Source organism: Belliella pelovolcani (assembly GCF_900156785.1).
GTDB classification, from domain to species: Bacteria; Bacteroidota; Bacteroidia; order Cytophagales; family Cyclobacteriaceae; genus Belliella; species Belliella pelovolcani.
On record NZ_FTOP01000001.1, the window covers coordinates 402,442 to 426,797 of the forward strand.

22 protein-coding genes are annotated in these 24,356 nt (G+C 38.8%); 9 read left to right on the forward strand and 13 right to left on the reverse strand.

All coding sequences use genetic code 11. From position 1 onward, the window contains the following. Positions 1-2: 2 nt before the first annotated feature. Positions 3-443: a hypothetical protein gene (locus BW935_RS01870; RefSeq protein ID WP_076497996.1), complete on the reverse strand. Its 441-nt coding sequence runs from the start codon at positions 441-443 to the stop codon at positions 3-5. Between the two features lie 74 nt (positions 444-517). Here BW935_RS01870 and BW935_RS01875 point away from each other — a divergent pair, with 74 nt between their 5' ends. Further along, positions 518-2,194 carry an amidase gene (locus BW935_RS01875; protein WP_076497998.1) on the forward strand — a complete coding sequence of 559 codons (1,677 nt, stop codon included), beginning with the start codon at positions 518-520 and terminating at the stop codon, positions 2,192-2,194. A 156-nt stretch (positions 2,195-2,350) separates the two neighbouring features. Here BW935_RS01875 and BW935_RS01880 read toward each other — a convergent pair whose 3' ends face one another. Continuing rightward, on the reverse strand, positions 2,351-3,391 hold the full coding sequence (locus BW935_RS01880) for a phosphotransferase enzyme family protein (protein ID WP_076498000.1): 1,041 nt from the start codon (positions 3,389-3,391) through the stop codon (positions 2,351-2,353). A gap of 112 nt (positions 3,392-3,503) precedes the next feature. Between BW935_RS01880 and BW935_RS01885 the strand changes: the two genes are divergently transcribed. After that, a complete protein-coding gene (locus BW935_RS01885; RefSeq protein ID WP_076498163.1) occupies positions 3,504-5,279 on the forward strand; it encodes a sodium:solute symporter family protein in 1,776 nt (591 codons plus the stop codon). A gap of 61 nt (positions 5,280-5,340) precedes the next feature. On the opposite strand, the gene BW935_RS01890 is transcribed toward BW935_RS01885, so the two are convergent. Then, positions 5,341-6,210, reverse strand: coding sequence for a restriction endonuclease (locus BW935_RS01890; protein ID WP_076498002.1), 870 nt, complete (start codon positions 6,208-6,210; stop codon positions 5,341-5,343). Between the two features lie 22 nt (positions 6,211-6,232). Next, complete coding sequence (gene gldD / locus BW935_RS01895; protein WP_076498004.1) at positions 6,233-6,811, reverse strand: gliding motility lipoprotein GldD; 579 nt, start codon at positions 6,809-6,811, stop codon at positions 6,233-6,235. Positions 6,812-6,884: 73 nt separating this feature from the next. Here gldD and BW935_RS01900 point away from each other — a divergent pair, with 73 nt between their 5' ends. Next, the gene (locus BW935_RS01900; RefSeq protein WP_076498006.1) at positions 6,885-7,409 is read left to right on the forward strand and encodes a DinB family protein; all 525 of its coding nucleotides are present in this window, start codon (positions 6,885-6,887) and stop codon (positions 7,407-7,409) included. A 210-nt stretch (positions 7,410-7,619) separates the two neighbouring features. Here BW935_RS01900 and BW935_RS01905 read toward each other — a convergent pair whose 3' ends face one another. The 4 genes from BW935_RS01905 to BW935_RS01920 form a co-directional block, all read right to left on the reverse strand. After that, entirely contained in the window at positions 7,620-8,225 is a 606-nt protein-coding gene (locus BW935_RS01905; RefSeq protein ID WP_076498008.1) for a nitroreductase family protein, read from the reverse strand. 98 nt (positions 8,226-8,323) lie between these two features. After that, positions 8,324-10,567 (reverse strand): TonB-dependent receptor domain-containing protein, encoded by a 2,244-nt coding sequence (locus BW935_RS01910; protein ID WP_076498010.1) that lies wholly within the window; start codon positions 10,565-10,567, stop codon positions 8,324-8,326. 162 nt (positions 10,568-10,729) lie between these two features. Further along, positions 10,730-13,048 carry a M1 family metallopeptidase gene (locus BW935_RS01915; protein ID WP_076498012.1) on the reverse strand — a complete coding sequence of 773 codons (2,319 nt, stop codon included), beginning with the start codon at positions 13,046-13,048 and terminating at the stop codon, positions 10,730-10,732. A gap of 48 nt (positions 13,049-13,096) precedes the next feature. After that, positions 13,097-13,678 (reverse strand): HupE/UreJ family protein, encoded by a 582-nt coding sequence (locus BW935_RS01920; RefSeq protein ID WP_076498014.1) that lies wholly within the window; start codon positions 13,676-13,678, stop codon positions 13,097-13,099. 94 nt (positions 13,679-13,772) lie between these two features. Between BW935_RS01920 and BW935_RS01925 the strand changes: the two genes are divergently transcribed. After that, positions 13,773-14,261, forward strand: a complete 489-nt coding sequence (locus BW935_RS01925; RefSeq protein WP_076498016.1) for a DUF6702 family protein — start codon at positions 13,773-13,775, stop codon at positions 14,259-14,261. Here the strand turns inward: BW935_RS01925 and BW935_RS01930 are convergent. Beyond that, positions 14,258-14,809 carry a 2'-5' RNA ligase family protein gene (locus BW935_RS01930; RefSeq protein WP_076498018.1) on the reverse strand — a complete coding sequence of 184 codons (552 nt, stop codon included), beginning with the start codon at positions 14,807-14,809 and terminating at the stop codon, positions 14,258-14,260. The two genes, BW935_RS01925 and BW935_RS01930, sit on opposite strands and share 4 nt — an antisense overlap. 124 nt (positions 14,810-14,933) lie before the next feature. Between BW935_RS01930 and BW935_RS01935 the strand changes: the two genes are divergently transcribed. Beyond that, complete coding sequence (locus BW935_RS01935) at positions 14,934-15,845, forward strand: universal stress protein (protein ID WP_076498020.1); 912 nt, start codon at positions 14,934-14,936, stop codon at positions 15,843-15,845. Between the two features lie 421 nt (positions 15,846-16,266). Here the strand turns inward: BW935_RS01935 and BW935_RS01940 are convergent, their stop codons facing one another. Further along, positions 16,267-17,640 (reverse strand): exopolysaccharide biosynthesis polyprenyl glycosylphosphotransferase, encoded by a 1,374-nt coding sequence (locus BW935_RS01940; protein WP_076498022.1) that lies wholly within the window; start codon positions 17,638-17,640, stop codon positions 16,267-16,269. Positions 17,641-17,845: 205 nt separating this feature from the next. On the opposite strand from BW935_RS01940, the gene BW935_RS01945 reads away from it, so the two are divergent. After that, positions 17,846-18,514, forward strand: coding sequence for a methyltransferase domain-containing protein (locus BW935_RS01945; RefSeq protein WP_076498024.1), 669 nt, complete (start codon positions 17,846-17,848; stop codon positions 18,512-18,514). Here the strand turns inward: BW935_RS01945 and BW935_RS01950 are convergent. After that, positions 18,511-19,686 (reverse strand): hypothetical protein, encoded by a 1,176-nt coding sequence (locus BW935_RS01950; RefSeq protein WP_076498026.1) that lies wholly within the window; start codon positions 19,684-19,686, stop codon positions 18,511-18,513. The genes BW935_RS01945 and BW935_RS01950 overlap by 4 nt on opposite strands. Before the next feature lie 101 nt (positions 19,687-19,787). Between BW935_RS01950 and BW935_RS01955 the strand changes: the two genes are divergently transcribed. Next, entirely contained in the window at positions 19,788-20,249 is a 462-nt protein-coding gene (locus BW935_RS01955) for a GlcG/HbpS family heme-binding protein (RefSeq protein ID WP_076498029.1), read from the forward strand. A 1-nt stretch (position 20,250) separates the two neighbouring features. On the opposite strand, the gene BW935_RS01960 is transcribed toward BW935_RS01955, so the two are convergent. Continuing rightward, positions 20,251-20,733 carry a cupin domain-containing protein gene (locus BW935_RS01960; RefSeq protein ID WP_076498032.1) on the reverse strand — a complete coding sequence of 161 codons (483 nt, stop codon included), beginning with the start codon at positions 20,731-20,733 and terminating at the stop codon, positions 20,251-20,253. Further along, on the reverse strand, positions 20,730-21,824 hold the full coding sequence (gene wecB / locus BW935_RS01965) for a non-hydrolyzing UDP-N-acetylglucosamine 2-epimerase (protein WP_076498034.1): 1,095 nt from the start codon (positions 21,822-21,824) through the stop codon (positions 20,730-20,732). The genes BW935_RS01960 and wecB overlap by 4 nt, the downstream gene beginning before the upstream one ends. Before the next feature lie 172 nt (positions 21,825-21,996). Between wecB and BW935_RS01970 the strand changes: the two genes are divergently transcribed. Further along, the gene (locus BW935_RS01970; RefSeq protein ID WP_076498037.1) at positions 21,997-22,659 is read left to right on the forward strand and encodes a hypothetical protein; all 663 of its coding nucleotides are present in this window, start codon (positions 21,997-21,999) and stop codon (positions 22,657-22,659) included. Positions 22,660-22,661: 2 nt separating this feature from the next. After that, a complete protein-coding gene (locus BW935_RS01975; RefSeq protein WP_076498039.1) occupies positions 22,662-24,356 on the forward strand; it encodes a capsule assembly Wzi family protein in 1,695 nt (564 codons plus the stop codon).

Here is a 24,356-nt window from a genome sequence, read left to right on the forward strand (position 1 = left end):
GCTTAATCTTCTGGAAGGGATTTTAAATAAGCTTTTACTTTAATTGTTCGCAAGTAAATTGTAATCAAAGGGATTAGCCATAGCAATTCTGTAAATACTACATGAAAAATGGTCCGCTTATTCCATCCTAATTCAGGGATAAAAAATAAGACAAACCATACTGACAAAGTGAGTTTACCCACTATGCCCACCACAATCAGGTAATTCCAAGAGATCGGATAAAAAGCACTTAAAAAAACCAAGAAACCAATCAACATCCCAAAACTCCCCAGAGCAGTAGCGCTCATATCTACCGTACTCTCCATATTCATAGCCTGCCATTTCAATAAATCTTCTCCAAAGTATCGAAAGAAAGCTGACCAAGCAAAGGTGTACATTCCCGTCAGTAACAGTAGTCCGCGCATCGGCATTGGGAAGTTTGGTGTAAGTGTATTTTTCTCCATTCTATGAATTGATTATATTCCAGACGATTTTAACAAATGATCTCAAAAGAGGTTTTCACCCTATACAAAACTACATGAAGGATTTTACAAACAACCGAAAATGGGGAATTATTCTATTAATTCCCACCCTACTACTGCTGGGCTTTGTGGTCGGCAAGAAAGTGGGAGAAATCAATGCCCCAGCCATTGAAGCTGCGGAGGCTCTTGTTGGATTGGAATTTACCCCTGCGGAGCGAGATAGCATGATCCAAAACCTGAAGAATTATCGAAATGGTTATGACAATATGCGCAAGCAAATCATCGATAATTCAGTCAGTCCATCCATGTCATTCAACCCTCTTCCTCACGGATTCTTACCAAACCAAAACCAATCAGATCCAAAGTGGGGACTACCTTCCAATGTGGCATTACCTGAAAATGAAAATGACATTGCATACCTCAGTGTGGCAGAGTTATCCACATTAATTAGGACTGGCAAATTGAGCTCCGAGCGATTGACAACAATATATCTCAATAGAATCAAAACCTATGGAGATACACTCCAAGCAGTCATCACAGTAATGGAGGAAGAAGCATTGATGCAAGCCAGAGCGATGGATGCTGAGATCAAAGCAGGTAAATACCGAGGCCCTCTTCATGGCATACCTTATGGCATCAAAGACCTCCTTGCTGTCAAAGGAACCAAGACTACTTGGGGAGCCATGCCTTACAAGGATCAAGTCATCAATGAAACAGCTACTGTTGTGGAAAAGCTCAATGATGCTGGAGGAGTACTCTTGGTGAAATTTACCTTAGGTGCCTTGGCCATGGGAGATGTCTGGTACGGAGGAGTAACCAAAAACCCCTGGAATCTCAATCAAGGCGCTAGCGGGTCTTCGGCAGGCTCGGCATCGGGGGTCAGTGCAGGCTTGGTTCCTTATGCCATTGGTACCGAAACACTCGGAAGTATCGTATCACCATCGACCCGAAATGGCGTGACAGGCTTGAGACCTACCTATGGAAGAGTTAGCAAGCATGGAGCAATGGCATTGAGCTGGAGTATGGACAAAATCGGCCCTATATCTAGGTCAGCCTTAGACAATGGGATTATCCTTCATGCCATCAATGGTATGGATCATAAGGACAAAAGCACCATTGCAGCAGCCCTTAACTACAATGTGGATAAGTCAGTCAAATCACTAAAAATTGGTTATTTTGAAGATTTCTTCGAAGGCAACCGCCCGAATAATGAATTTGACAGAAGAGTATTGGAAGATTTGAAGCGTATGGGTCTTGAGCTCCATCCGGTCAAATTGAGTACATCTGTTGACGTCAGTAGTATGTTGATAACTTTGTATGCAGAAGGCGCAGCCGCATTTGATGACCTCACTAGAATGGACTTGGATGACCTGCTAGTCGCTCAAGGCAGAAATGCTTGGCCAAACCTATTCCGTTCAGCTAGATTTATCCCAGCTGTGGAATACATTCAAGCGAATAGGTTTAGATCCATCCTAATTGAAGAAATGCATCAACTTTTCCAAGCGTATGATGTCATCGTTACACCATCTTATGGTGGAAATCAATTGCAAATCACCAATCTTACAGGACACCCAGCTTTGTGTATGCCTAATGGCTTCTTGGAAAATGGCAGCCCCACTTCAATCACTTTCTTAGCCAATCTTTTTGATGAAGAAAAATTGATCATGCTAGGAAGAGCCTATCAAGAAAGTACTGATTGGCAAAATAAAAGACCGCCATTATTTGATAGATAAAATGGTTATAATCAAATATACTTTTCCAAAGTTTGGTTAAACGTAAAAGTAAACACAAAGCACAAGACTGAACTTTGGAAAAGCTACCCTCTAATTAAGTGTTATTTGACAAAAAATGTGAAGAACTTTGATAGACAGGCTCCGAGAAAAGTTTTCTTATTGCTTATTGAAGCCAAGTTGCTGCAATGATTTTAGTAAGTACATCTGATTTTTTGCACGGTCATAGTTTTGATTTTCGTATTTGATCTGATAGTAAATATTACCATTCAAATAATCTGTCAAAAAGCGCAGTCCCATGATATAGATCATCATTTCTCCCCCAAAGTGTAGTGAGGCGATTTCGTCTTTGGTCAATGTGTCTATGCTTCCTTCAAGAAAACCTTCATATAAAGCTTGGTATTTATCCACAATGACTTTAAGAGAATCAAAATCCAGAGAATTTTCATCCAAATTACAGGCAACAGTTCTCACCAAATCCCCAAAATCATTGAAAACATAACCGGGCATCATGGTGTCAAGGTCTATGATTGCCTCTACTTTTGTCAAATCAGCTGAGAAAATCAGGTTATTGATTTTGGTATCATTGTGGGTAATTCTTTTTGGTAGAAGCTTAGTCCAACTCTGGTACTGATTTACTAAGTCATGTTGACTTTGGTAAAAGACTACTATCTTTTCAAGTTCTCCATGCAAGGAAAGAGATGTTTTCTTCAAGGCTATTTCGAATTGATGGTACCTCATGGACAAATTATGGAAGTCAGGAATTACTTCTTGAAATAAATTTACATCTAAAGAACTAGCAGTAGCAATCAAAGAAGAGAATGCTTTAGCCGCTAGGTATGCTTGCTCAGGGGCTTGAATCTCTTGAAGGCATATCCCAGGGACAAAAGGTAATATGCGATAATATTCACCATCCAAGAGACAGAGTGTTCTCCCTTTGAGATTCGGAATAGGTAATGGGAAATCAAAATCCAATTCATCAAAAGCTAGGTGATCAATCAGAAGTTGATGATTGTGGGCAATCAAACCAGGGTTTTGAAACACTTTGCTATTGAATTTCTGAATGATATAGCTACTTGAGTCAGTAATGGCAAGCCAAGTTTGATGAATATGCCCTGCTCCAAAAAGTGAAACTTTAGCTGTGGATAAGTCTAAAGGGTACAAATCATTGAGCTTTTGAACAAAATGGAGATCTTTCATTGAGTCTGGTTTGAATTACAATGATAAGTGAAAAGCAGCAGATCACAGAATCCAGCTAACTTATTTGCAAATCCTAGAAAAGCCAGTAGATTTAATGGATAAAATTATTTGTATGACTATTTCCCATTTGGATTGGGCCATCATCGGAGCCTTTTTTGTGATTTCTTTATTGATAGGTGTCTTGACCGCTAGAAAAGCTGGTTCTTCATCCAAAGAGTTTTTTCTCTCAGGTAGGAACATGCCTTGGTGGCTTTTGGGTGTTTCCATGGTGGCCACCACATTCTCTGCGGATACCCCCAATTTGGTCACAGACATTGTCAGAACGAATGGCGTATCTGGAAACTGGGTTTGGTGGGCATTTCTCCTTACAGGCATGCTTACGGTATTTGTCTATGCCAAATTATGGAGACGATCTGAATCCACGACAGATTTAGAATTTTACGAAATCCGCTATGGCGGCAAGCCCGCAGCATTTCTGAGGGCATTTAGGGCCATCTACTTGGGTGTGTTTTTTAATGTAGTGATTATGGCCACAGTAGCCCTTGCTGCAATCAAGATCGGGGGAGTGATGTTGGGCTTGAGTCCTATTGAGACACTTTTGATTGCTTCCATCGTCACAGTGATCTACAGTTCACTAGGGGGACTCAAGGGGGTATTATTGACAGATTTTTTTCAATTTTTCATTGCCATGGCAGGAGCGATTTGGGCCGCTATACATGTCTTAAGTTTACCAGAAATCGGTTCATTGGATAATTTGCTCACCCACCCAAATGTATCTGATAAATTGAACTTTATACCTGATTTGAGTGATGCAAACTTATTTGTCCCTTTACTATTGATGCCTTTGGCGATCCAATGGTGGGCGACTTGGTATCCGGGAGCAGAGCCAGGTGGTGGTGGCTACATCGCTCAACGTATGCTTTCTGCCAAAGATGAAAAAAATGCGATTGGAGCGACGCTTCTTTTTAATATTGCCCATTATGGTATGCGACCTTGGCCATGGATCATCATTGCTTTGGCTTCCTTGGTGATCTTTCCAAATATCTCGGATATGCAAGCAGCTTTTCCACATATCCCAGCAGGTAAACTTGGTCATGATCTGGCCTACTCAGCCATGCTTACCTATCTTCCTGTGGGCTTGGTAGGCTTAGTCTTAGCCTCACTGATTGCAGCGGTGATGTCTACCTTATCCACACACCTCAATTGGGGCTCTTCTTATGTGGTCAATGACTTCTATCAGCGCTTTATCAAACCACAAGCTTCTGAAAAAGAATTGGTATTGGTAGGAAGGTTATCCACAATAGGCTTGATGTTCTTGGCTGCATTATTGGCTTTGGAGTTGAATAATGCACTTGAAGCCTTCAATATATTATTGCAAATTGGTGCCGGTACTGGGGCGATTTTTATCCTCCGTTGGTTTTGGTGGAGAATCAATGCTTACACCGAAATCGCAGGTATGGCGATTTCGTTTTTAGTTGCTATTTTCTTCGAAAAAATCAATCCAGCTTATGAACTTATCCACATTGAAGAAAGCCAAGCTTATCTTAAAATCCTCTATGGGGTAGGTATTACGACGATAGGCTGGGTTTTGGTTACCCTCTTTACGCAACCAGAGCAAGATCAAGTGCTCCTAAGTTTTTATCGTAAGATCAAGCCAGCTGCTATCGGCTGGAATGCTCTTCTGAAAAGATATCCACAGGAAGAAACTGAACAAGGGAGGTTGCCAAAGGAGATAGCACTGATGCTAGTCGGGTCGGTAATGGTCTATGCTGTCTTATTCAGCGTAGGTTTTTGGATTTATGGAGAAAGATATGAGGCTACAATAGCAGCTATGATCGCGCTTATTGGTGGAGGGATCATTTTAAAAAGTTGGAAGGGATTGAAATAAAACCATTTACATTGAAACAGCTACTTATATGATATCACCTTATTTTTTTAACTCAAAAAATCTAATCCTTGAACTTTTGAAAATAAGCCATATCCACATCAAAAACCTTTCTTTCTTTAACGCCTAGCTGAACTTTTTCAAACATTTTTACCAACTTTTGACCGTCTACTAGTTCGATTTGTGGTGCTCCATCTCTTGATGCTTCTTTTTCAGCTTCACGAGTAAATGTTCCAGTGGTTAAAATAATTCCCTTTTCTGCTCTTCCGATCATCGCGTTTCTAAAATCTCCAACTTGGGATCTAGACACTGAGCATTTATATCTTTTGCATTGAAAAATCACTTTAAAACTAACGAATGGATTTACTTCTAGAACACCATATCCATCTATCCCTCCATCATGGGACCTACCTACAACTTCAACGTTTTCAAAATCATGCTCTCTTAAAAGTTCTTTACATACATTTTCAAAACCACTCGGAGAAAGACTCTGCAAAATTTCCAATAAACTATTTTCAGCCTTGATTTCAACTGAATCTGGATCATTTTCTTCCTGCTCTTCTATAACTTCTGATTTTGATTTATTAATTCTAGCTTTTTGGTTAATAGCTACCCATTTCAAAAATATTTCTCGAGATTGTTCATCGTTCAAGTAGGTATTTTTCCCCTTTTCTGTAAGTTTCCAGGTTCCTCTTACAGAGGAATCTAACAATCCTTCCCAAGTTAAATACTGTCTAGCCCAAGCTACTTGATTATGAAATTTATTGGTACCAGATTTCAATGTTTGATCTAAGAACTCTTCTTTTAAATTTAAGTTTTCAGCTATTTTATCGGATACTTCCTTTGGCTTTCCAGAAAACCCAAGTTCTCTTAATGCATCTAAAAGTGGGCCAAACCAATTGATAAATTCAGATTTCGATTTTCTTTTTACCATGAATTCATAACATTTAATTCCATCAATTTTTAAACTCCAAAGTATTGATCAGGTGCATCATGTCGATCTTGATGTGTTCAATCACTGGTGCTAGAGAGTCATTTTTCATGGCAGTATCGAAGTAAAGCGCGCCACGGAGAAAGTGCTTAGTTGAATCTGTCACAAAGAATTGAAACTGGGTAGGTACCTCCCCAGACAATTCTGCGACTACCCCCGTGTATCCTTTGGGAGTCAAAAGGACCGACTCCTCGATTCCATAAGCTTTGATTTGATGTTTGGCAGTCAAATTGATCGCATCATTGAGTACCAATTTGACATCACCACCCTGACTACCTAGGGGCAGATAGGTCAGGTGGACTTTGGCCCCCATATCTTGGTAATGTAGATTGATCCAAGCTTCTTCCTTCAAGTTGAAAGTATCCTGTTCCACCGTGGCAGCTTGAGGCTTTTCAAATAGGTACGGAAAAGAGTCAGAAAGTGACTCAAAAGTGTGTTCAGGCAAATCAATTCTATTGTAACCCATCGGGCGAGGCAAGTAATCTCCGCCGCAACCCGTCAAAAACATCAGCACCAAAATACTGTTTAAAAACCTACTAGACATAATTCAAAGTTATCATTTTGCTTTGATTTGGATCAGAGATAATTGAAATTTAAATAAAAAAGGAAACTTAGCCATGAAAAGATTAAAAACAATCGTAACTCTAGCACTATGCTATGCAGCATTTGTGCTCAATCCATTGCAGGCACAAACCAACTTGGAAGAATTCATACTCAAGTGGGATAATGGTAAAGCTTTTACACTAGAAGTAGTGGACAAAATGCCTGAGGAATTGCTCAATTATAAGCCTCATGATACCGCCATGAGTTTTACAGAACAAGTGACACATTTATCTTCGGCAATTGTGGGCATCAGTCAAGGATACCTCAATGGTGGTAATCCTGGCTTTCAAGTTTCTGTCAAACCAGCAAATAAAGCAGAATTGAAGGCTTTTGTAGCCCAGTGCTTTGATTATGGGAAAGAAACTTTCTCAAACCTGACAGAACTAGAATTGGCAGAAAAGATCGATATTTTTGGCATGAACGGTAGCAGAAGACAGGTTATTAGCCTGATAGATGACCATGTCACCCATCATAGAGGAGCTGCCGTCTCTTATATCCGAGCCAATGGTATTGAGCCACCAAGATTTAGAGGTATGTAAGCAAAAAAGCCAAGCGATAAACTTGGCTTTTTTTAGATGATAATACAGATTCTAAATTTACGCTGTTTTACTTGTAAATCGATTAATTGGCTTAAGCGATTTCAATTGGCCAATATCAATTAGTATCTTGTATCTATAATTAATAGAATTAAGCTATTTGGTTTGAATTTTATAGTTACTGGTAAAATTCAGTTTATTCATATTGTAAACTTATCCTCTTACCCACTCTACCTTCTCTTCAATAGGTCTGCGTTTTCCTTGTGGATACCTGTCTGTAGCTGGCTTTGCCACATAGAAGAATCCCATCATCATATCTTCCTCTTCCAGTCCAAACCATTCCTTGGCCTCAGGCCAGAAAGTCGGCCCTCCAGTTCCCCAATAAGCAGCAAGTCCATGAGCAGCAGCAGTGAGGTACATATTCTGAACAGCCATCGCTACTGCGGCAATTTCCTCCATGACAGGAAGGTTTGCTCGTATGTCACGCTTCATTTTGATAGCGATCACGTGAGAAGCTTTGAGCGGATTCTCTTTGAATTTTTGGTAAGTCGCTTCTATGAAATTTCCATTCTTCTCAGCTCTCTGCTTATACAATTCGGCCTGAAAGTCAGCAAATTTTTTCAATCCGTCCCCAGAAAAAACCGTAAAACTCCAAGGTTCTGTCAGTTTGTGGGTTGGTGCCCAATTGGCATTTTCGAGCATCTCTTGAATGATACTATCATCCACGGGGTCATTTTCTTTGAACTGCGCTATAAACATGGACCTACGTCCACGGATGATTTTATTTACTTCTTCGATATTGAATTCAGGTCTTTCCATATATTTCTTTGGGTTGATTTACTTTTTTACACAATGTAAAATGCGAAAAAATGGTTTCATTAAGCTGGTCGTTCTGTTAAGTAATTACACAATATTTACTAAAAAGAATAACCCAGCTTAACACCTCCATAGTAATTTCTCAATGGGGCAGGCTGGAAGAATCTGTTAGCAAATGCATTCAGGTCATTTCCTAGGCTGTAGACTTCATTGAGTAAGTTATCCACACCAAGGTAGATTTCTGCATCCCACCCTTTCCCAAGACTATTTCTCCAACCCAATCTGGTGTTGACAAGATGATAGGTATCCTGAAATACGGTATTAGCATCATTCAAAGGCAACTTATCCACAAATTGATGTGTGAAGTTTAAATATATACCAGATCTTGTTCGTAAGTCAAACTGATTGACCAAAGTATTTGGTGCTACACCGGTAAGCTGATTACCTGAGAAATCATTGCCTCCACTGACAAAATCTGCAAACTCAAAATAATGACCAGTAAATGCATGAGCAATTTTGACCTCTTGGAGCCAAGCTTGTTGATTTCTCCAAGGAGCATAGTCCACACTAGCCTCTATTCCTCTCTGATTTGTACTTCCTGCATTTCTGAATAAAACCACTCCTTGTTCATTGGTAAAAGAAGTGATGGTCTGACTCAATTTGAAATAAAAAGCAGTGATATCCACATTGAAAATCCCATAACTTGCTCGATACCCAACCTCATAATTGATCCCTCGCTCTGCCTCTAAGTCCAAATTGATGCTTCCTTCGTTGGTGCGGACTTCAGCAATACTCGGTGGAGAGAAGCCAGAGCTTATACTTCCATGGATACCTGAGCGCTGAGACAGTTGGTAAGCCATAGCCAATCTAGGGATGACTAAGGGGTCAAATCTTCGACTATTACGTGATGGTTCATTGGCACTGGCGTCTACACTTCTGTTGATGTCATATTTGGAGAAATTCTCACTAAATGCCAGCGTCATCAGGAGTTTATCCGTCCACTCTATTTCTATTTGTTGAAAAAGGAATGCCTGAGTAGTAATCAGGTCATCGCTAAATCTAACGGTATCTGCTTGTCCATTTCTATTTCCAAAGTTTTGGGCAGCAGTATAACCATATTGATATTCACCACCAGCAATGAACCTAATCGGAAATCCCCCAAGTCGATCATCACGTGTAAACTTGGTTCTACCGCCATGGCTGAAAGCTGTCTCCCTTTTGTAATCCAATATAAAAGGATTCTCAAATTCCGTGGTATTGATATAAAGAGCTGTCTCATTTGTAACCTTGTCCGTGAAATCATACCGATGTGAAATGGTTCCATATACAGATTTCTGCGCAATTGAGCTGTTTTGTTCAATGGATCCAGGCCGAGCTTGTCGTGGATTCTCTTCCAGTTGGGTTCCATTCAGTGCGCCTGGAATCTGATATTGTAGATCACTGAATAGAATTTGAGTAGATAAGGATTGTCTCTCTGATGGATTAAAGTGAGTAGCTAGTTGAAATACTTTCCTATCAACTGCGGAATGCTCTCTGAAACCATCGGACTTTTGATGTACATAAGACGCGCTGATGCCTCCACTGCCTATTTGCTGATCTATGCCAAATCGATATCGCATCAGACCAAAGTCACCCACATTCAAATCAGATGCTATCCTATTTTCCTCAATGGTTCTCCTACTTTCAAAACTGATCACTCCACCATTGCCCGCACCATAAATACTTCCTGCAGGACCTTTGATGATTTCGGTTTGTTGTACATTACTTAGATCTAATATATTTAAAGGTGTAGTACCATCTGGCGCAGTAAATGGAATGCCATTCCAATAAACCTTCACATTCCTCACACCAAAAGGCGATCTCAAGGAACTACCTCGGATAGATATTCTATAGCTAGCTGGCGCACGCTCTTCTACTCGTATACCTGGCTTGGTATTAAAGGCATTGACGATAGATGTTTCATTGAAGCGATAAAGTTCATTTTCCAAAACTCTACTCACAGCGCCTGCCTGCTGCAACAATGGTCTATCTGACTCAAAAGCAGCAACTGTAATGGCCGAAAGGTCATTTGTTGTCGGTTTCAGTTTTATGATTTGATCTTGAAAAGAAAGAATTTCTACTGTTAATTTCTGAAAGCCTAAATGCGAAAAATTGAGTTTTTTAGATTGTGTCAAATCTATTTGTGCAATCCCTTCTTCATTGGTAATAGTATTTTTAATTCCCACTCCAGATATCAAAACACCCGGAATTGGTTTAAGATTACTTGAATTTACAACCTTGATGGAGGTTTGGGCAAAAAGACTGAGCGACAGGAAAAAGAATAAAGGTATTATCGTTGCTTTCATTCGATTAAAATTATTGATCGTCCACATTTTTGTGCTCTTAATTTATTTCTCTTTAACAGCCCTTAGCTATAAATGATTAAAAAAACCTGATAAATATCTTTACCAGGTTTTTTTAATCGTAATTCTTATTCAAAATAGATTTAGAAAATCTAGGATAGAAAGTTATTTTCTCTGAGCCCTCTTCATTGGGTTATCACCCGTAGAAACGCCTCTTGCTCCACCTGCACTTTTAAATAACTCAAATCTACTAGGAGCGAAAGTTCTTGGCCAATAGTTGTTGGACTCGTCAATATCTGCTGTCTCTCTGTATGGATCTAGCACGATATTTTTTACTTCCTTTTTCTTAGCAAATACCTTAGTGACTTCTTTTTCATTGAGTCTCCATATTTCAGCAGGTATTCTATCCACCTCAGATGTACCATCAGTATAATTGAACTGAATGATCAAAGGCATCACTAATCCGCCTTCATTCTTAAATTTCATCTCATAGAAATTTAAGCCACTGTTTAAGAGGTCTTTTTCTTGTTGGCTTAGCCTTGCCATGAAGTCCTTGTATGCTTTTTCATCATCTGGCGTGACAGAGAATGGATTGTAGCTATTGTAGAAGTCTCTAGTCGCAGGATCAGCTTCTACGATTGTCTGCTCGATATCCTTGGCATTATAGGTTTTAGATACGTAAGACTCTTCTCTATCAAATGCTTTTTTTGCATCGGCTTTTTTCTCAGCAGGAGTTCTATTGTCTAATTTATACCAACTCACTTGCTCAATAGAGATATCCACAGGGTCCGTCCCAAAGAACCAACCCCTCCAGAACCAATCCAAGTCTACACCTGAGGCATCTTCCATTGTTCTGAAGAAATCTTCAGGAGTAGGATGCTTAAACATCCACCTTTTGGAATATTCTTTAAAAGCAAAGTCAAACAACTCTCTGCCCATGACAGTCTCTCTCAGAATATTCAAAGCTGTCGCAGGTTTTGCATAAGCATTTGGGCCAAACTGGATGATATTCTCAGAATTGGTCATGATCGGCTCAAGCAAGCTCTGATCACTTCTCATGTAAGGCGCAATCTTGTGCGCAGGTCCCCTTCTAGATGGATAGTCTCTGTCCCATTCTTGTTCTGCCATGAACTGCATGAAGGTATTGAGTCCTTCATCCATCCAAGACCATTGTCTCTCGTCAGAATTTACGATCATTGGGAAGAAATTATGTCCCACTTCATGAATGATCACGGAGATCATTCCGTATTTGACAGCATCGGTGTAAGTACCGTCAGCATCTGGTCTTCCGTAGTTAAAACAAATCATCGGATATTCCATACCGTTGCTAGCTTCTACAGAAATCGCTACTGGATATGGATAATCAAAAGTCTTCTCTGAGTAAGACTTGATCGTGTGAGCTACAACTCTTGTGGAATACTGCTCCCAAAGTGGATTCCCCTCTTTGCCATAATAAGACATGGCCATTACGTCTTTACCACCTTGTTTTACCACCATGGCATCCCAAATGAATTTTCTTGAAGAAGTCCAAGCAAAGTCTCTCACATTTTCGGCATGGAAAATCCAAGTCTTCTTATCTTTTGCTTTACCTTTTTCCAATCTTTCTGCTTCTGCCTGAGTTCTGATCACTACTGGCTTATCGTAAGACTTTTTGGCTTGCTCCCATCTCTGAAGCTCAGTTGCTGAAAGTACTTCTTCAGGATTTTGCAACACTCCTGTTGATCCTACCATATGGTCTGCAGGAACGGTGATTTTCACTTTATAATCTCCAAAAGTCAAGGCAAATTCACCCCTGCCAACAAATTCTTTGTTTTGCCAGCCTTCGAAATCAGAATAAACGGCCATTCTCGGGAACCACTCTGCCATGGTGTAGAGGTAATTGCCATCCTTCTCAAAGTATTCATATCCTGGACGGCCACCGATAAAGCTCATTCTATCATGAATGTTGAAACTCCAGTCCACGGTAAACTCGAAAGTTTCGCCATTTTTCAAAGGCTGGGGAAGATCCACACGCATCATGGTATTGTTGATGGTAATCTTGAGGTCATCACCCCCCATGGTTTTCACACTGTTGATCTTGTAGCCTAAGTCTTGGTCATGCCACACAATGTTTTCGATTTGTCGCATGTTCATTCTAGCATTGATGCTATTTTGAGCCATCTTAGGAGTTCTAGAATCAGCCGCTCTCTCGTTTTGATCCAACTGAATCCAAAGGTAGGTAAGTGGATCTGGAGAATTGTTGTAATAAGTCACCTTCTGCCAGCCTTTGATCGCTTGCTTTTCATCATCAAGCTCTACCTCGATCTCGTGATCAGCTTTTTGTTGCCAATACATATGACCTGGGGCTCCAGAGGCAGTTCTGTATACATTTGGCGAACGTAACATCGTTCCCAACTGCTCAAATCTCTCAGCATGGTTTCTCTGTGCATCTACGCTAAAAGTCACCATTAAGCCAAGGATTACTAGTGTAAATATTCTATTCATAGGTTATTTTATTTTACTAGACAATATGCTTACAAGTTAATTAATATTTTACCAAAACTTGGTATCAATCATCATCATGATTGACATCCCTAATACCACTGCGGAAATCACTAAAGTCCATTCTTTACGATTCACCCCTATCAGGCCTACTAAGAGTGATGAAGCCAACAGAAACAAGGCAACGATCAGCAGCTGTCCCACCTCAAGACCTATATTGAAAGCGAGGAGTGGCTGAAAGATAGAAGCCTCTCTTCCCAGCAATGACCTGAGGTAATTGGAGAAACCCATGCCATGGATCAAACCAAAGAAAATTGCGAAGATATAATTCAATTGTATGCCCCTGCTGTTGCTAGGCTTTGGTTTGAAAATATTTGCTAGCGCAGTAATTGCGATGGTCACTGGAATCAAAAACTCAATCAAATCAGAATTTACTTTGATCACATTGAGCGTAGCGAGTGCTAAGGTAATGGAGTGTCCAATGGTGAATGCGGTTACTAGGATGAGGATTTTTTTCCAATCTCTAGCCAAATAAATTGCACAAAGCGCAATTACAAATAAAATATGATCAAAACCCTTAAGGTCTAGGATATGCTTATATCCTAATTCAAAATATAACTGGAATTGGCTCATGCTTGCCTTTGGTGATTAAATTTATTTTAACTGGTTTTTAGGGAGTGTAATTATAATGCATAATTTGCACAAAAAGTAACAAAGAGCGTTTCAAATGGTCTATAATTATATTTTCATGTTTATACTGGGATGGAAGGTTATGTTCCACCCTTTTTATATCAGCTTGACTGACATTCGTTTTAATGATAAAGAAAAGTCGATAGAGATCGCTCAAAAAATCTTTTGGGATGATCTTGAAGTAGCACTAGCTAAAACCTTTGATACGAAAGTAGACTTCATGAATCCCGATTCTCGAAATAGATTAGAAGATATGATCAAAAAATACCTTCTGATGCACAATCAAGTTACCATCAATGGGAAGCGAGTGAAACTTGAATATCTTGGATATGAAATAGAGGACGATGCGGCCTGGTTTTACATGGAAGGTAAAGCTGTGGAAAAGCCAATAACAGTAGAAATCTACAATTCATTATTAGTCAAAGAATTTGCTGAACAGCAAAACTTGATTAATTTTTATATTGATAAAAAACCTAAAAGTCTCATTCTATATAAGGATAAAACTTCAGGTATATTGAAGTTTTAGGTTGTGAAAAAAACTTGATATACTACCTCCCACCTACCCTCTATACGCTTCAATAAAGAAATACTGTCCACTTGATCTTGAGCTTGAATGGATAAAGTCGAAAGGAAACTAAAATATAGATCAAACTGTCTCTCTTTGATGTCCTTGAAGGCTATGGTCATGTGTGGATGATAATTTCGGTCACTTAACTCAGACACTAACTTCAATTCTTGTTTACAAAAAGTTGTCAAGCTACTTTGCAAAGCAATCAAGTCTTTGTTTTCATTTACCCTCACAAATATGACCCGCTTTCCAAATCGATCAAAGCCATCAATTTGAATGGAAAACGGTTTCAAGTTATTGGAGAATTCTTTTACTTTCTCAATTAATATACCTTCTTTGGCTTCATTCCAGCTAAAAGGCATTTTTAGCGTGATATGAGGAGGAGATTTTAGTGCATATTTTAGCCCAAAAGTATCTTTAAGCTTCAGTTTTAATTGATGAACTTGATCAAATAGTGCTTCCGAGGGAACCCATGCAATAAAATATTTGCTGATAATTTTCGCCATTTGGCACAAATATATTGGAAATAGGGATGACAAGACCGAAATTGGTATTGGAATCACATTCTTTTGAATTTTAAGACAAAAAATCAAAAGAATATACAGGTAACCTAAGACAGAAAAGCAGACTATGAGCAAATTCCAAAAAGCAATGATAGGGTTGGATCTTACCGAAATGGATGAAATCCTCCTAAAAAAAGTTGCCTTTATCTCTGATACAATTGGCTTTGAGAAATTATATTTTGTACATGTGGCAAAGGATCTCTCCTTGCCAGAAGACATTAGGAAAAACTACCCAGATCTTCTAGCCCCAATTGATGAATCTATCAAATCTGAAATTCGCAACATCATTTCAAAATCTGACTTTGATCCAAAGCTAGATTTTGAAATCATAGTATTGGAAGGAAATGCCTTTGAGACATTTATTCGTCAAGCGAAAATCAAAGATGTTGATCTGATCATCATGGGTAGAAAGGATGTGTTGCCGGGTAGTGGCTCTTTAGCCAAAACTATGGCTCAAAAAGCTCCATGCTCAGTGCTTTTTCTTACAGAGAAAGGGGCAATTCAGACACCCAAAAACATCATGATTCCTCTTGACTTTTCTGGTCACTCTTTGATGTGTTTTAAGTTTGCAGAGGCTTTAAAAAACTCCCTCGATGTCAAAATCATTGGGTTTCATATTTACGAAGTTCCTATCGGATACTACAAAACGGGAAAGTCATTTGATGAATTTGCAAAAATCATGGAAGACAATGCACAGAAAGACTGCGAAGCTTTTATCAAGAAAAATAACTTATCTCCTTTTGAATGTAAGTTTGTACTCAAACAAAATGGAAATGATGGTCGCCATATCCTTCAGGCAGCCAAGTCTGAGCATATAGACCTCTTACTGATGGGTAGTAGGGGACGTACGAATTCAGCAGCAATCTTACTAGGTAGTACAGCCGAAAAACTCGTTCAGGTCAATAATGAAATTCCGATGATTATCTTCAAACAAAAAGGTGAAACCATGAACTTCTTGGATGCACTTATGAAAATATAATATGTATTTCTGCAATTAGACCAGTAACTAATTTATTGTCTGTCTTGAATCAAGCCGATATTAATAGATATTGGATACTCATTGATATTGACTATAAATCTAAGGTTTATTTTATAATGAAAACTCCACTGGTAAGAAAGCGGACAATCATAAAATGTAATATGAGTATCCGCAAAGTTGCACGTTAAGGAAAGAGAGGCATTATATCATGGGGAACTCGTCCACAGAACAGCCCATAGCTCGTGCGCGGTGCCGTAGTCAACTGAAGGTAAAATCATACATTCTTCTATTAATTGTTCGGCAAGGTGCAAGTAATCGGAAATATATAAAGTAAAGTTCATCAAAAAAGGCTTCCTTTTCACGGGGAAGCCTTTTTTGTTTTATTTTTAGCTTAATCAGAGCTTTGTACAGAAAAATAAAATCAATATGCATTTTCTCTATTGTAGAGCAACTCTCCGATAGTTTTGTAACAAATACTCAAATCCATCCAAATGGACCAATTTTGAATGTAAAAGGAGTCCAATCTCACTCTAGATCGAATTTGTCTAAGGTTTTCAATTTCTCCCCTGTAACCCCTAACCTGAGCAAGCCCTGTAATTCCTGGCTTGATTTTATGTCTAGAATTGTATTTCTCTACTTGCAATTGAAAATTTTGATTCATGGGGATCGTGTGTGGTCTAGGCCCCACAATAGACATATTTCCAAACAGAACATTTAAGAATTGTGGCATTTCATCCAAAGATGATCTCCTGAGGAATGAACCGATTCTTGTAACTCTAGGATCATTTTTGGTTGCTTGATGGGTATCTGCATAGTCGTTTGGCGTCATGGAGCGGAATTTCAGACACTTGAATACTTCATTATTCACTCCATTTCTTTCTTGAATAAAGAATATAGGCCCTTTAGATTCCCATTTGATCAAAATGCCTACCAAGGGAATCATCCAACTAAGTATAAATACAGTAACGAATAAAGAAAAAACAATATCAAAGGACCGCTTAAGAATTCTATTTGGAATACTGTCTAAAGGGATGTCATTGACATTGATGACAAAAAACTCTCCATACTTTGAAAAAGACAAATTCTTTTCAAGTTGAAGATTGCCATTAGGTATGATTTTTACTTTGAAATACCTTTCATCCGCATAATCCATCACTTGTCTAATCGTACGCGCATCCAAATCTTCGCTTAGATAAACGAGATCCAAATCGAGAGATTCAGCTTCTTCAAAGAAGGCTTCCAATGCCCCACGAGAGTTAACATGATTCGTAGAAAGTTGATCATAGAACCCTAAAAAGTTAATACCAAAATCTCTTCTTTGTTTGAAAACTTGAGCAAGTTTATTGCTAGCGCTATTTCTTCCTAAGATAACTGCATTCCTATAATTTTTTCCTTGTATCCTATACTGTTTGAGTAGTAGATGCACACTTACTCGGTAGATGCTTAAGAAAATTACTAATGTTACAGCAACCCCTACTAGAAAAAATATACCCAATGGATGCTCTTGTGTTGGTATCCAGAATATAGCCATCAACCCTACAAGCCAAATCAATGACTCAGGGATTTGTTTTAGGGTATAGCCTAATTCAGCTGTCCTTCCAATCTTGTAATCTCTTCTGCCTACCGAGATAAGCAGCCAAAAAAAGATAAAGTAAGCAAACAGTTTTACAGTAACTTCTGGGTAGCCAATGAAGTACCTGAATAAAGCCACTGATAATGTCAGCCCTAATACTAGAACTAGTAAATCCCCTATAACAAAAAGCCATGGGAAATATTTGTGAAAACGTCTTTTCATAAAAATCTTTTAATTCCTTTGTCCAAATACGTGGAAACTAGTAGTAATAGTTTTCAATCTTATTTGGATTATCTGAATTTTAAACTTCAAATAGTTAAATTTGGTCGTAAAATTAAAAAAGATTTACAAAGCAGTATTACTTTTGAGGTAATTAATTTGTTAATTAAAAATATATTTTGAGCCAATAAATCAGGCTGTTCCAATCATGAAGAAATTAAGAAACTTACTGGACGCTTCACACAATCCAGAATCTATAGGGAATAAGTTCAGACATAGACGCTTTTTTGTATTTGAAACCTTGATAGCTAAAAATTTCCCTGCCGGAAGGAAGCTTAAAATACTCGATGTTGGGGGAACAGCGTACTTTTGGAAAGACAAAAATTTTTTAAAAAATTATCAAGTAGAAATCATTTTACTCAACTTAGATACCTCAGAAACAGGACATCCACAGCTTCGAGCAGTCAAAGGTGATGCTACTGACCTGTCGGAATTTGGAGATGATTCTTTTGATTTAGTTTTTTCTAATTCTGTGATAGAGCATCTTTATACATTCGAGAATCAAGAAAAAATGGCTCGAGAGTGTATGCGCGTTGGAAAGAAGTTTTTTATCCAAACTCCAAACAAACACTTTCCCATAGAGGCACACTATGCGCTTCCTTTTGCTCAGTATCTCCCCAGTAAATGGGTATATACCATCCTGACTAAAACGAAATTAAGCCGACTTCATCGCTGGAGGCCTGAAAAAGCCCAACAATATTTAGAAGAAATCAGATTACTATCTATGAAAGAATTGATAAAACTCTTTCCCGGTTCGACTTTATTCAAAGAGAAATTCTTGGGAATGAACAAATCATTTATTGCACACAATCTTTAAGACTTTTCTCTCAATTCATAAATGTAATAGCACTGATAATCTTTCTCGTACTCGTGCAATTCAGCCTGATCACCATATTGCAAATAGCGATTTGGTCCTACATTGAGTAATATCTTACCAGGTAGCGTCCACTCAATCGGCTTACCTACTTGTACACCATCTCTGATCAAAAAATGATACTTCTTTCTGGAGTTAGTCTCCAATTGTTGCTGCTCTTCACTTGGGTTTTCGAATACAGTGTTAGGATCTGATCCAGTTCTGTAGCCAACTATAACTTCATCTCCATACCCAACGATCTCGGAAAATGCTCCACCGAATCTATTATTGTTTGCTCGATGCTCTTGTACAGCAGCTCTAGTTGCTTCTTCCCAAGGTACAGTGATCAATTTATTTGGTGCAATTCTTTCTAAGTGGATCTTATTGGCAATTTTAAAATTATCATTGGGGTCTAACTGATACAATATAGAATCTCCCCAAAGCATTGATGAAATAAATGTAGAGTTCAAGTCGGAAAAGTAAATTGGGTTATCCATGAACGGTATAAATGCCCCTTGCTTAAATGCGCTACTTTCATCTAGCTTGCCACCTTTATTGACTTCTCCTGTTCGAGCATTTTGCAGGTGAACCATATTGAGTGTATCAAAATAATCCTCAGGATATCTTTGAAGAAAAGCATCATTCATATTTACTACAGCAGCTATTGCCCCATCATTAGTTCTGAATGTACTCAAGTTATCACGCGTGAAATTGATCAACCTAAACCTAATGCCCTGCTCAAAAGTAAAGCTTCTCTGTACTTTCAGGTTTAGATCATACAAGTAGGTGCTCCCCTCAGTGACTACCATGATTTCATCTCCTACAAAGCCCATTCTCGCAGTCACAAGCCCAAATGAATCTGGACCCTCAGCTAATGTATTTTCTGCCACCACTTCCCCAGCCTTATCAATGATCATAAAATGCCCTTCCATGCTCATTTGAGGAACTATCAAGTAAAGTTCTTTTTCGGGATGAAAATCAAGTATTCGGACAGTTTTTAAAATGTCTATGACCAAGGAGTCTACCATGACAAATTCAAATTCTAGGTCTTTATCGTTCCTAGAAGAGCGCTCTCCACAAGAACAGATGCTTCCAATTAGAATAAAAACAAAAATAAGTAGGTTGGATTTTTTCATCCCTAAAACTACTTCTGATTTAGTTAATATTCAACTAAATCTCAATCAACTTCACTTTCCAATGATAAATGACGAGATTCACCAAATAAAAATTAATTGCTATGAAGCATATTCTTATAACCATCCTATTGAATATTTCAATTCTCGGACTGAGTCATGCGCAAACTCAGCCAACTCTCTCCTTAGAGCAGGCTACTAAAATCGCTGATGCAGCCCAAAAGAAAGCCCTTTCCGAAAATTGGGATGTGGTCATTGCTATTCTTGATCAAGGCGGGAATTTGATTTTGCTGAGAAGAATGGATGGCACACAAATCGGAAGTATAGAAATCGCTCAACTCAAAGCCAAAACTGCTTTTGAATTCAAGCGTCCTACAAAAGTATTTGAAGAGATGATCAAAGGCGGTGCAGTACATTTGACTACCATGCCTATCACAGCAATAGAGGGAGGCCTACCAATATTCAAAGACGGTATCATCATTGGTTCCATCGGGATATCTGGAGTGACCTCCGCCCAAGATGGAATTATCGCTGAAGCTGCTTTGAAGGCTGCTGGATTGATGTGATTTAGGTCAATTGTTTGATGATTTCTACATGCTGGGGAAATCTGTCTAATAGCTCTTCCCTTTCAAACAGCCTAAAATCTTCGAAATCAAAACCTGGTGCAACGACACAAGAAACTAAGGAATAAGAATTGTTTTCATCTACTGTAGAACCAAAAATCACCCCTGCAGGAACCAATTGCTGGGGTTTATTTTTTTCACCAACGGGTCCCACTTTTATCTTTTCATATTGACCTTTTGAATCAATTACGTGCACCGTCAGTGGTGATCCTTCATGATAAAACCACATCTCATCACTCTTAATCTGGTGAAATTTCGAAATGTTCTCAGAGGTCAACAAAAAATAAATTGACGTCATGATACTTCTTTCTCCAGAGTCCGTGCTGACTCCCAAATTAGCTCTATAAAATTCTTTATAGAATCCCCCTTCTGGGTGTGGGATTAAATCCAATTGAGCAACAAGCTCCTCTATTCTCCTCTTGCTCATCCGTATATTTCTAAAATTTTATCAACGATTCGTGCTGCTGTTTTTCCATCCCAAAGCGGAATGCCTTGATAAGTTTTCCAGTCACCTTTCATCAGTTTTTCCATGTATGGTCCTAAATGCTGCGGATCTGTACCAACCAATTCATTTGTACCCAGCTGAATAGTTTCTGCTCTCTCTGTATTATCTCTCAGTGTCAAGCAAGGCACATTCATCACACTTGCCTCCTCAGTAATTCCTCCAGAGTCTGTGATGACAGCGAGGGCATTTTCTACCAAGTAATTGAACTCTAGATACCCCAATGGATCTACCATGAATAAATTCTTATGTGATATTCCAAGGTTTTCCAAATTTTTAGCGGTCCTAGGATGTACTGGAAAAATAATCGGCATGTCATTACTTCCTGCGATGATAGCATCAATCATCGCCTTAAGCTGTCCCTCCTGATCTACGTTGGCTGGGCGATGCATGGTGAGAACAAAGTATCTTTGGGCTTCTAGTTGTTCAAAAATCTCTCCTTCTGGTCTTTTGAATCTGGATCTATTCGCTAATAGTGTATCTATCATTGTATTTCCAACAAAATGAATTCTTTCTTGTCCAACTCCAGCCTTGAGCAAGTTTTGATTGGCTATTTCTGAAGTAGTGAAAAAATGATCACTGATGCTATCAGTTACCATTCTATTGATCTCTTCTGGCATGCTCAAATCCCCAGAGCGAATTCCTCCTTCAACATGAGCCACGTCAATGCAAAGCTTCTTAGCCGTAATAGAGCAAGCTAATGTAGAAGTCACATCACCAACCACTATGACCAAATCAGGTTTATTTGCCAATAATTCTTTTTCAAAGGCTATCATAATTGTGGCTGTTTGCTCCGCTTGTGTTCCTCCTCCAGCGGCTAAGTTGGTATCAGGTTCTGGAATATTCAACTGCTCAAAAAAATCACCAGACATTTTTTTATCATAATGTTGGCCTGTATGAATTAACCTAAAACTCAGTTTAGCTCCTAAGTTGCTACGTCGCTGCAAACTGTGGATGATCGGAGCAATTTTCATAAAATTAGGTCTTGCACCTGCCACCAATGTAATCTTCACCATTGTCTTTCGTTTATAGAAAAGCTAAATTAGAGATTATCTGGAGTCTTAACAAAGGCTTAGACTAGGGAATAAACTTTCACAATAAGACATTTTGCAGATTTATTTCGTTTATTTGTAGGTCAATAATTAAAAAAAGTGAATTTCACTTTTCTTTAGAAATTACAATAATGCAATGCTACAGGTCAGGAGACTAATTACTATTTTGATTACTTACATTTTTTTGACAGTTACCTCAAGTTCCTGTGTTGACGAGCTTTTAAGCGAGACACTTGTTTATTCTAATAATTTTAGCACCCTAGATCTTAGGAATTTTACCAATGCAAGGTTGTTCGTGTTTCAAGGTGATACAGTAGCTGGGTTTTATCACAATGAAGAACTTACCGTGAAAGTGCTTGAACTACCGCCACACAATGCGCTTAGGATAACAATAGATGTATTAGCACATGACAGTTGGGACGGTAATGTAGATGATGGTATTTCGGGGCCAGACTTTTGGTATTTCAAGATTGATGATGAAGAAGTTTATCGAACTACTTTTTCAAATACTGTTTGCGTAAGTAGCTTTTGTTTGCGGCAATCATTTCCACAAGAATATTTTAGACAGAACTTCCCAAAGACTGGCGCAATACAAACCTACAATGTGGGAAGATGTAATACAGGCCCCAATAACCTTGGGACAACAAAGTATAGGGTCACAAAAATAATCCCACATTTCGGTAACGATGTGAAATTAACCATGGGTGATGAGTTGCTCCAATTGAATGCAAATAGTCCTCTTTGTGATGAAAGTTGGTCTGTTTCAAAGATTGAGGTAAGTGCAATGGAGGTAAGATAATTATGCAGAAAATTAAATCAGCTTTTATAGGAATTTTCTTCTACTTTGGGCTAGTATCAGTACTTTCTGCTCAAACAATGCCTTTGAATACTCCTGGAGTAGATGAATACTTGAGGAGAAAACAGCTCCTTGGAGAAATCTCAGGCACAAGCTCTTTTGCTATCAGACCGCTTTATCCGGTTGAAGCTTTCGAACGCTATTCGGCATTTGATCTTGATAGTACATTCCAAGATTATGATCATTCCGTTGTCAATCGAAAATTTGGAAAAAAGAATCAAGGCACTTTTTTAATGATGCCTATGTCTATCCAAAGCCAGTACAATTCCGAGCTTAGTTTTGGTATCAATGACGGAGCCATGGTGCCTAATAAGGGCTGGCAATCATTATACAGGATGGGGTTTTTTGCAAGCTATGGCAAATTCAGCGTACAGATTCAGCCTGAATTGATTGTAGCACAAAACCTCGAGTTTGTTGGAATGCCTCTAACACATCCTGCGATTGTTTTTGTCCATTTTGAGCATATGAATAGGATAGACCTACCAGAGCGAATGGGAGATAGGCCTTACAGAAGATTTCTACCTGGCCAGTCAAGCATACGATTCAATCCTGGAGACTTCTCAATTGGTATTTCAACAGAGAATCTTTGGTGGGGTCCTGGTAGAAGATCTTCATTGCTTTTAAGCAATAATGCACCAGGCTTTACCCACTTAACATTTAATACCAGAAAGCCTGTTCAGACTCCTTTGGGTCATTTTGAAGGTCAAGTTATCGCAGGGCACCTTTACAGTACTGATTACCCCATCCCACATCAAGACTTAAGATGGCAACAGAGCCATGCCTATGTACCTAAGCGAGAAAATGGTGATCGATACCTTTCGGGTATGATATTGACCTATCAACCAAAATGGGTTCCTGGTCTTTCTATCGGGTATGCTTCAACCAACCATATGTACAGAGCAGATATGGATCGGTTCAGTGATTATCTGCCAATTTTCAATGGGGAAAAGGCAAATGCCAATGTATTCAATCCCAAAAGAGAACAAAGACAGCAATTCAGTTCGGGGTTTTTTCGCTGGATAAGCCAAGAGGGCCACTTTGAATTCTATGGAGAATATGGAACCAATGGCAATTCTAGAAGATTCAATGATTTTATCATTACCCCCGAGCGCAATAGAGGTTTTACTTTTGGATTTAGTAATCTATTTACACTAAAGAAGCCTCAACAATACATCCAACTTAGCGCAGAAATGACCCAAACAGGTCAAACGATTCGAGAAGGTATCCAAAACTTTGAAACTTGGTATATTCATGATCATGTAAGGCATGGCTATACGCATCAAGGCCAAGTGTTGGGTATGGGCTATGGCCCGGCTGCTAATGTCAACTGGATGGAAGTAGCTTGGGTGAAAAACTTCAATAGAATAGGTTTCCAGTTTGAAAGAATCGCCTACAACAATGATTTTTACTATTACATGTTTGAAGGATCTCGAGACTGGAGAAGAAAGTATATTGATCTTGTTCCTGGGCTATTTACTGATTGGAAAGTTGGAAATCTACTCCTATCTGGAAGTGTCCAATATGTCAATACATGGAATTACAAATGGACACTAGAGAATGACCCTAACCAATATTTTGTACCAGGTGATGATAGGCAGCATTTCATGGCTAGATTTGGTATCTCTTATATCATCAAATAA